Origin of the sequence: Bergeriella denitrificans NBRC 102155, assembly GCF_001592185.1 — a bacterium.
GTDB lineage: Bacteria > Pseudomonadota > Gammaproteobacteria > Burkholderiales > Neisseriaceae > Neisseria > Neisseria denitrificans.
Genome location: NZ_BCWL01000146.1, coordinates 1 through 5652, shown reverse-complemented (window position 1 = coordinate 5652; position 5652 = coordinate 1). Strand labels below are relative to the sequence as shown.

The 5652-nt window shown below is 57.2% G+C and carries 6 protein-coding genes and 1 pseudogene; 3 read left to right on the top strand and 4 right to left on the bottom strand.

Translation table 11 applies throughout. From position 1 onward, the window contains the following. Positions 1 to 212: 212 nt before the first annotated feature. Positions 213 to 1432 (bottom strand): annotated as a pseudogene (gene lysA, locus BDE01S_RS07890) (diaminopimelate decarboxylase). Between the two features lie 2 nt (positions 1433 to 1434). After that, positions 1435 to 1626, bottom strand: coding sequence for an LPS translocon maturation chaperone LptM (gene lptM / locus BDE01S_RS07885; protein ID WP_420866860.1), 192 nt, complete (start codon positions 1624 to 1626; stop codon positions 1435 to 1437). Between the two features lie 53 nt (positions 1627 to 1679). Between lptM and cyaY the strand changes: the two genes are divergently transcribed. Continuing rightward, on the top strand, positions 1680 to 2003 hold the full coding sequence (cyaY, locus tag BDE01S_RS07880) for an iron donor protein CyaY (protein WP_066079807.1): 324 nt from the start codon (positions 1680 to 1682) through the stop codon (positions 2001 to 2003). Positions 2004 to 2068: 65 nt separating this feature from the next. Continuing rightward, complete coding sequence (gene luxS / locus BDE01S_RS07875; RefSeq protein WP_066079805.1) at positions 2069 to 2575, top strand: S-ribosylhomocysteine lyase; 507 nt, start codon at positions 2069 to 2071, stop codon at positions 2573 to 2575. Between the two features lie 159 nt (positions 2576 to 2734). Here the strand turns inward: luxS and nqrM are convergent, their stop codons facing one another. Together nqrM and BDE01S_RS07865 are read right to left on the bottom strand one after the other, a co-directional pair. Continuing rightward, positions 2735 to 2950, bottom strand: a complete 216-nt coding sequence (gene nqrM / locus BDE01S_RS07870) for a (Na+)-NQR maturation NqrM (RefSeq protein WP_066079802.1) — start codon at positions 2948 to 2950, stop codon at positions 2735 to 2737. An 8-nt stretch (positions 2951 to 2958) separates the two neighbouring features. Continuing rightward, positions 2959 to 4023 carry an FAD:protein FMN transferase gene (locus tag BDE01S_RS07865; protein WP_066079799.1) on the bottom strand — a complete coding sequence of 355 codons (1065 nt, stop codon included), beginning with the start codon at positions 4021 to 4023 and terminating at the stop codon, positions 2959 to 2961. Between the two features lie 100 nt (positions 4024 to 4123). On the opposite strand from BDE01S_RS07865, the gene BDE01S_RS07860 reads away from it, so the two are divergent. Next, positions 4124 to 5428 (top strand): tetratricopeptide repeat protein, encoded by a 1305-nt coding sequence (locus BDE01S_RS07860; RefSeq protein ID WP_115225379.1) that lies wholly within the window; start codon positions 4124 to 4126, stop codon positions 5426 to 5428. Positions 5429 to 5652 lie beyond the last annotated feature (224 nt).

The following is a 5652-nucleotide window of genomic DNA, read 5'->3' as shown; positions in this document are numbered from 1 at the left end:
TTTGCTAAAACATCATACGGCCGGAAAACGAAAGCTGAATTGTTCCAAAAGTGTAAACAACGTGGCTATTTCCTACACTTTTAAGTGCAGCATCCGGTTTCTGAGCATATCGATTTAAATTCACAAACTTGGCCGTTAAACCCCGGGGCGTATTCAAGCAATAAAGAAAAAGCCGTCTGAAAAACAGGCATTTTCAGACGGCTTGATACGCGTTAAAGGCAGGAAAGCTCGTTCGCCATTTGCTGCTCAAGCGTTTCGCGCTGGCGGATGAGTTTGGCTTCGCTGCCGGACACCATCACTTCGGCGGCGCGGTTGCGGGCGTTGTAGTTGCTGGCCATGCTGGCGGCGTAGGCGCCGGCGCTGCGTACCACCAGGATGTCGCCGGCCTCGCAGGCGAGTTCGCGGTCTTGGCCGAGGAAGTCGCCGGTTTCGCATACGGGGCCGACGATGTCGGCGGTAAAGGGGGGGTATGTTTCTGCTCGGCGTTTTCGATGTGGTGATAGGCGTTATAAAGGGCGGGGCGCATGAGGTCGTTCATGGCGGCATCGACCATGATGAAGTTTTTTTCTTCGCCTTTTTTGACAAACTCCACTTTCGTCAACAGTGCACCGGCATTGCCGACCAAGCTGCGGCCGGGTTCAAGTATGAGTTTCAGACGGCGGCTGCCGATGCGTTTTTGCACTTCATCGGCGTAGGATTGCAAATCGGGCACGTTTTCGTCTTTATAGACGATGCCCACGCCGCCGCCCAAGTCGAGATGCTCGATGACGATGCCTTCTTCGGCCAAGCGGTCAACCAGCAGCAGGATGCGTTCGCAGGCTTCGACCAGCGGGCTGAGGTCGGTCAGTTGCGAGCCGATGTGGCAGTCGATGCCGACGATTTTGAGATTGGGCTGCCGCGAGGCGTGGCGGTAGGCGGCCAGCGCGTCGGTATAGGCGATGCCGAATTTGTTGGCTTTCAGGCCGGTGGAGATATAGGGGTGGGTTTTGGGATCGACATCGGGGTTGACGCGCAGGGAAACGGGCGCGGTTTTGCCCAAGCGTGCGGCGACTTTTTGGATGCGGTCGATTTCGGGAATGCTTTCCATATTGAAGCATTTAACGCCGGCCTCAAGCGCGTATTCGATTTCAGCTTCGCTTTTGCCGACGCCGGAGAAGATGGTTTTGGCCGCATCGCCGCCTGCGGCCAAAACGCGCGCCAGCTCGCCGCCGGAGACGATGTCGAAGCCGCTGCCGAGCGCGGCAAAGTGGCGGATGATGCTGAGATTGCCGTTGGCTTTCACCGCGTAGCAGATTAAGGGGTCGAGCGCGGCGAAGGCTTCGGTATAGCCCTTAAAAGCCTGCGTGAGCGCATTTTGGCTGTAAACGTAAAGCGGCGTGCCGAAGGTGTCGGCAAGATGGGTGTAGGAGGTTTGTTCGCAATATAGGGTCATGGTTATTCGTGGGCTTGTGAGCGGGGTTCTTTTGAGGGTTGGAAAATCGGCAGGCCGGTTTGAATCACGCCGAATTTGGCTTTATCGTCTTCTTTGGGCAGGTAGAGATTGCCCTTAAAGCCGCAGGCGGCCAGCAATAAGGCGGACAGAGCCGCGAAAAATACACCGGATTTCATGGCGGAAACTTTCTTCATGAGCGCGAATGTGGCAAGATTCGGTATCTTAAACAAAAAACACACAAAAAGCCATGATGACCGAAAGTGAATTTATCCGCCATACGGAAATTCTGTTTGCCCATATCGAAGACGAGATTGACGGCAACGGCTGGGATTTCGACTGCCTGAGCGCGGGCAATGTCTTAACCATCGAAGCGCAAGACGGTACGCAGGTAATCGTCAACCGCCATACGCCGAACCAGGAATTGTGGATTGCCGCCAAAAGCGGCGGCTACCATTTTGCCGAAAAAGACGGCCAATGGCTGGCCACGCGTGACGGCAGCGAGTTTTTCGCCGTCTTAAACCGGGTATTGAGCGAGGCCGCGGGCGAAGAAATCGCCGTCAGCCCCGTATAAATGCGCTAGAATAAACATTTTGATTCAGCTTGCGGGGCGCGACCCTGCAACAGGAAGGATAAACCATGCCGTTATTGGACAGTTTTAAAGTGGACCACACCCGTATGCACGCGCCTGCCGTGCGCGTGGCCAAAACCATGACCACGCCCAAAGGCGATACCATTACCGTATTCGATTTGCGCTTCTGCATTCCGAACGAAGAGATTTTATCCGAAAAAGGCATCCACACCCTGGAGCATCTGTTTGCCGGCTTTATGCGCGACCACCTCAACGGCGACGCGGTGGAAATCATCGACATCTCACCCATGGGCTGCCGCACCGGCTTTTACATGAGCCTGATCGGTACGCCCGACGAAGCGCAAGTGGCCGATGCCTGGCTGGCTTCGATGAAAGACGTTGCTGCGGTGCAGGACCAAAGCCGTATTCCCGAATTGAACGAATACCAGTGCGGCACTTACCAAATGCACTCGCTGGAAGAAGCGCAGCAAATCGCCGAAAACGTATTGGCGCGCGGCGTGAAAGTCAATAAAAACGAAGATTTGACTTTGGACGAATCGCTGCTGGCGGTGTGAGTATCGTCAGTGCGTAAATTCTGATACCCAGCGAAGCAACGCCGTAGCAGGATTGAATGCTGACGACTGTACCGGCCGCCATCGGGCAGATAAAGCAATATGCAGAAAAGCCGTCTGAAAACCATTAAGTTTTCAGACGGCTTTTGCCGTGACGCATACTCAATGGTCAACGGTAATGCCGCTGCTTTGCTTTTCCTTATCCAGTTTCTTTTGCAGGGTGTCGCAGGGTTTGTCGCAGTCGCAGGCTTTTTCCATGCCCAGGGCGCTGATGCCGCCGCAGCTGCCTTTAATGGCGCGTTTGGAGAAGATATAGCCCAGCGCCATGCCGAAAATAACCAGCAGAAACAGGCCGAAAGTCAGGAGAATGGTTTTCATAAAGTGTCCTATTGTAATAATGCGCGGAAGGCAGGCGACATTTCGCTGCGGTAGCCTTCGCCGTCGCGGATAATCAGGAAAACGGCCAGATTTTGCTCGCGCGCCAGCTTCATGGCTTCGGTTTCGCCGAGTACGAAGAGGGCGGTGGAAAGGCCGTCGGCGGTGGTGGCGTTATCGGCGACGACGCTGACGGATGCCAGGCGGTGGCTGATGGGGCGGCGCGTTTTCGGGTGGATGATGTGCGACAGACGGCGGCCTTGGTCATCGGTGTGGAAATTGCGGTAGTCGCCCGAGGTGGCCAGCGAGCGGTTATCGAGCGGTACGATAATGCGGGTGGCGGCGCCTTGGGCGAGATTGGGGTCTTCGATGCCGATGCGCCAGGGCGTGCCTTGGGCGTTGCGGCCTTTGCCGTGCAGCTCGCCGCCGATTTCGACAAGATAATTGCCGATACCTGATTTTTCAAGGTGTTGTGCGAGTTTGTCTACGCCGAAGCCTTTGGCGATGGCGGAGAGGTCCAGATAGGTTTCCGGTTGGGTTTTGGCTAAGGCAGCCTGCGTGCCGTTGCGGGTGAGCAGGATTTTGTCGGCGCCGGTTTGGGCGGCGGCGCGTTCGATTTCGGCGGCGGAAGGCTCGCGGGTGATTTCTTTATTCGGCCCGAAACCCCACAGGTTGACAAGCGGGCCGACGGTCACGTCCAATGCGCCGTGCGTGAGGGCGTTTAGGCGCAGGGCTTCGGCGGTTACATGGGCGAAATCGTCGGAGACGGGCAGCGCTTTGCCGGTGTCGCGCATACGGTTAAACCGGCTGATTTCGGAGTCTTCGCGGTAGGTGGACATCTGGCGGTTGACTTCTTCCAGCAGGGCTTCCAGCTGCTGCCGCATGGCTTCGGGCGGCGTGTCGGTTTCGCCCGCCAGATATTTGACGGAGTAGGTCGTACCCATGGTCGTGCCTTGCAGGGTCACGGTATCGGGCTGGATGTGGCGGCTGCAGGCGGTCAGGAGCAGGCCGGCGAGCAGCGCGGTAAACAGGTGGAAAAAACGCATCGGTGTCTCGGATAAAATTTCAGACGGCATTGTAGCGGAAAAAGGGGCGGCGGGGATAGGCGGGCGGTTTGGAAGCACGCGTATGATTTGCTATACTGCCGCGGTTTCACACATTATTCAGGGGAAAATTATGGCAAGAGCGCCGGCACATCTGCAACGCTTCCAGCAGCGTCAGAAGGCGCAGAGTCAGCAACAGCAGCTGGACGAAATCGGCAAGGCCTTCAAATGGCTGATGGCGCAGGGGCGGCCGCAGGAAGCGCTGCTGCTGGTGCGCCGCGCATTGCAAATCGCGCCTAAATCGGCGGCGGCCTGGAGCGATGCGGCCACGGCGGCGCTGCTGTCGGAGCGTTATGAGGAAAGCATACGCTATGCGCGCGAGGGCGTGAAAATCGACCCGATGCGGATGAATTTTTACGACGCGCTGTCGCATGCCTATGGCGCTTTGGGCGACTGGGTCAGCTGCGGCATCGCCGGGCGGGCGGCTTTGCAGCTGCGCGACCAAAAGTTCGGCAGCGGCGAATTGCCCGCGCTGCCTGCCGCGCCGAAAAAGCCAGACGGCAAAAAAATCATCGCGTTTTCGCTGTTTGGCAGCAGCTCCGAATACGGCGAACCGGCGGTGCTGAATGCGGAAATCTGCGCCGACATCTACCCGGGCTGGGTGTGCCGCTTTTATGTGGACGGCAGCGTGCCGGAGCAGGTGTCGGGCCGTCTGAAAAAACACGGTGCGGAAGTGGTGGAAGTGGACGCGGCGGCGCAGGCGTGGCCGGGTACGATGTGGCGCTTTCTGGCGATGGACGATGCAGACGCGGCGTATATTCTGTTCCGCGATGCCGATTCGGTGATTTCCCAGCGCGAAGCGGCGGCGGTGGCGGCCTGGCTGCAGAGCGGCAAGCTGTTTCACACCATGCGCGATTCCGGCTCGCATACCGAGCTGGTGTTGGCCGGGCTGTGGGGCGCGGCGGCGGGCGCGGTGCCGGATATGCGCGGCAAAATCGAAGCTTATCTGCGCGGCAAGGTGGAATCCGAGCATTTTGCCGACCAGTATTTTTTACGCAGCTGCGTGTGGCCTTATGTCAAACAAAGCCTGTGCGCCCACGACCGTCTGTTCGGTTTCGGCGGCGCGGCGGATTTCCCCGATAATACAGGCTTTGATTACGCCGTCAGCCATGTCGGCTGCAACGAGGGCAACGCGCTGGCCGAAGCGGCCGTGGATTATCCCGACGGCACGGAAGTGGTGTGGAAGCTGTATTCCTCGATTGCACCGCTGCTGAACAGCGATTTGTCGGACAACACGCTGCCGCAGGAGCGCTTGGTATGCGAATATACCGCCAAAATCTCCGGCGGCAAGTGTGCTGCCCGCATTCCGCGCCGCTATGCACGCGGCTTTGCCGACGGCCGCTCGCGTTTGACGATTACGCAGAAAACGCTGTCTTAACAGAACGTGGGCTCGGGATAAGCATTGAGATATTTTTATTGTTTTTAAAAATGTATGAATTTGAACAGACAGAAAATCGCCAGATTTTCATCATTCCCGCGTAGGCGGGAATCCAGGGCGTAAAATTTCTGAAACCTTGAAAATATTGCAGAAATATCAAACTTCTGGATTCCCGCCTGCGCGGGAATGACGAATCCTCACGGATTCTGTCTGCCTAAGAAAAT

Bases quoted from the DNA above. Each gene is read 5' to 3' on its own strand.
- lptM (WP_420866860.1), bottom strand. From the start codon at position 1,626: ATGAAGAAAGTTTCCGCCATGAAATCCGGTGTATTTTTCGCGGCTCTG.
- cyaY (WP_066079807.1), top strand. From the start codon at position 1,680: ATGATGACCGAAAGTGAATTTATCCGCCATACGGAAATTCTGTTTGCC.
- luxS (WP_066079805.1), top strand. From the start codon at position 2,069: ATGCCGTTATTGGACAGTTTTAAAGTGGACCACACCCGTATGCACGCG.
- nqrM (WP_066079802.1), bottom strand. From the start codon at position 2,950: ATGAAAACCATTCTCCTGACTTTCGGCCTGTTTCTGCTGGTTATTTTC.
- BDE01S_RS07865 (WP_066079799.1), bottom strand. From the start codon at position 4,023: ATGCCGTCTGAAATTTTATCCGAGACACCGATGCGTTTTTTCCACCTG.
- BDE01S_RS07860 (WP_115225379.1), top strand. From the start codon at position 4,124: ATGGCAAGAGCGCCGGCACATCTGCAACGCTTCCAGCAGCGTCAGAAG.